The 2711-nt window shown below is 54.1% G+C and carries 2 protein-coding genes; both read left to right on the top strand.

All coding sequences use genetic code 11. The annotated features are described in order from the left end of the window. The first annotated feature begins 55 nt into the window (after positions 1 to 55). Complete coding sequence (locus Q7V48_12115) at positions 56 to 1972, top strand: NAD(P)/FAD-dependent oxidoreductase (protein MDO9211471.1); 1917 nt, start codon at positions 56 to 58, stop codon at positions 1970 to 1972. A 33-nt stretch (positions 1973 to 2005) separates the two neighbouring features. Then, on the top strand, positions 2006 to 2711 hold a 706-nt coding region (locus Q7V48_12110; protein ID MDO9211470.1), incomplete at its 3' end, for a 3-hydroxyacyl-CoA dehydrogenase family protein.

Genomic DNA, 2711 nt, shown 5'->3' with positions numbered 1-2711 from the left:
CATCTAACAGGGTGAATCTGCGTCCCAAAGAGTCTGATGGGGAAAAGAGGGAATTATGAATTTGACAAAATTAATGCAGCCTTTTTGTTTGAAGAACCTGCTCCTGCGCAATCGGATCGTCATGGCCCCGATGCTCTCAAGGCTCTGCTACCCGGATGGAGTTGTCTCCCCCCAACTCATCGATTATTACGCTGAACGGGCGAAGGGGGGCGTAGGTCTGATCATCGTGGAGTACTGTTACATCGATGAGAAGGAAAGCAAGGCCAACCACGGGCAACTGGGGGTCTATAGCGACCAGCTTATCCCTGGACTGGGAGACCTGGCCGAAGCCATCCAGGAGCAGGGGGCCAGGGCCATCCTGCAAATCTGCCATGGCGGGCGCTGCACATCGGCCAAATACATGGGCCGCCAGCCGATCGCCCCTTCCGCCATACCCAGTTACACCGGGGAAATGGCCAGAGAGATGACCCTCGATGAAATCGAGAGCATTATCGAATCTTTTGCCGAAGCGGCTCGCCGGGCGAAAACAGCTGGTTTTGACGGCGTAGAGCTGCACGGGACGCATGGGTACCTGATGGCCCAGTTCCTCTCCCCTTATACCAATCGCCGGGCGGATATTTACGGCAGGGATCGAGGGTTGTTTGCCCTGCAGACCCTGGACCGGGTGCGCTCCAAGGTCGGGAGCGATTACCTGGTGGGCTACCGGATCAGCGGCGAAGAGTTCATCGAGGGTGGCCTAATCCTGGACGAGAGCAAAGCCTTCGCTAAAAGGCTGGCGGAGAGTGGAATCGATTACCTCCACGTGTCGGCTGGAATCATCGAAACCGGGCAGCACTTTATCATCCCCATGTACTTTCCTAAAGGGTATCTCCTCCATCTGGCCGAAGGAATTAAGAGGGTAGTGAACATTCCGGTCATTGCGGTGGGGGCCGTACACGATCCCTTCCTGGCCGAGCAAGCCCTGCAAAAAAAGCAAGCGGATCTGATCGCCATGGGCCGGGCTTTGATTGCGGATCCTGAACTTCCCAATAAGGTTCAGGCCGGCCGGTTTGAGGACATCCGCACCTGTTTGCGGTGTAATGAAGGTTGCAGCAGTCGCGTGCGCCAGAGCAAGACGCAGCGCTGCGCCGTCAATGCCGAGGTGGGGCGGGAACGGCAGATGCGCATCCATCCTGTTTCTAAGCCTAAACAGGTTTGTGTAATCGGGGGGGGCCCAGCAGGGATGGAAGCTGCTCGGGTACTGGCCTTGAGAAGACATCGGGTTACCTTAATAGAAAAAGAGAAAGAGCTTGGAGGTCTCCTCCGTCACGCCGCCATCCCAGCTTTTAAAGCCGAATTACGCAGCTTCCTGGAATATTCAAAAACTCAGGTGAATAAATTGGGTGTAGAAATCCTTTACGAACATGAGGCCACCCTCGAATTGGTCAAGGAACTCAAGCCTGACGCTGTGGTATTGGCTGCGGGGTCCACCATGCCTCTCCCGAAAATTCCCGGAATCCACAAACCCTTTGTGGCCACCGCTATCGATCTGCTCTCCGGAAAATACCAGGCCGGGAAAAGAGTCCTGGTTGCCGGGGGAGCAGCCATGGGATGCGAAGTGGCCGCGCACCTGGCTTCTTTGGGGAAGAAGGTAACTTTGGTAGAGATGCTAAACGACCTCGCCCTCGACCTAGAGATGCGCTCCCGGCTGGCCCTCCTGCAATTGCTGCAAGAAAGGAACGTAGAAATATTAACGGGCTGGATGCTTGCGAAAATTGAAGATGCCTTTGTGCTTCTGCACGGACGCGACTGGAGAGAGCGACGAGTAGAGGTGGACTCCGCGATTCTGGCCCTGGGACTCACACCAAATCAGGAATTGCTCAAGCCCCTGAAGGAAAATTTCGGAAATGTTTACGTTATCGGAGACTGCCTGGAGCCAAGGAAAATCTACCAGGCTATCCATGAAGGGGCCTTTGCCGGGAGAGCGATTTGATTCGCTCAAAAAAATTTTTAAAGGAGAGTGAAAATGAACAAAATCCGTAACGTGACCATCGTCGGTGCAGGCACCATGGGCCATTCCCTAGCCCAAGTTTTTGCTCAAGCCGGGTACAATGTTTGGCTGAACGATATCAAGGAAGAAATCCTTACCAAGGCCCAAAGCCTTATTTCTTCCAACCTGCAAACCTTTGTGGAGATGGGGCGTTTGGAGAAGAGTCAACCAGCCACCATTCTCAACCGAATCCATACCACCACAAAGATTGAAGATGCCGGGAAGAACGCTGACTTTGTCATCGAGGCGATCATTGAAGATGCGGCCGCCAAAAAAGAGATGTTCAAGACCCTCGACCAAGTCTGCCCTCCGACTGCCATCCTGGCCAGCAATACTTCCTATATGGACATTTTTAAATTCGTGGAGACCAAACGGCCGGACAAAGTGCTCATCACCCACTGGTTTGCTCCACCCCATATCGTGCCCTTGGTGGAGATCGTCCGCGGGCCGGCAACTTCTCAAGAGACCGTGGACACGGTGAAGGAGCTGATAATAGCCGCGGGCAAGAAACCCATTGTCATTTCCAAATTCCTTCCCGGGTTCATCGCTAACCGCCTGCAAAGCGCCCTGGGCAATGAGGTCTTGTTTCTGCTAGACAACGGCTATGCCTCAGCCGAGGATATTGATACGGCGACCAAAGCCAGTTTTGGCCTGCGCATGCCCATCCTGGGATTGGTAAAAC

The organism is Deltaproteobacteria bacterium, from assembly GCA_030654105.1.
In the GTDB taxonomy this organism is placed as follows: Bacteria; Desulfobacterota; SM23-61; order SM23-61; family SM23-61; genus JAHJQK01.
Note: the sequence above shows the minus strand (reverse complement) of the source record. Positions and strands in the feature narration are given on the sequence as shown.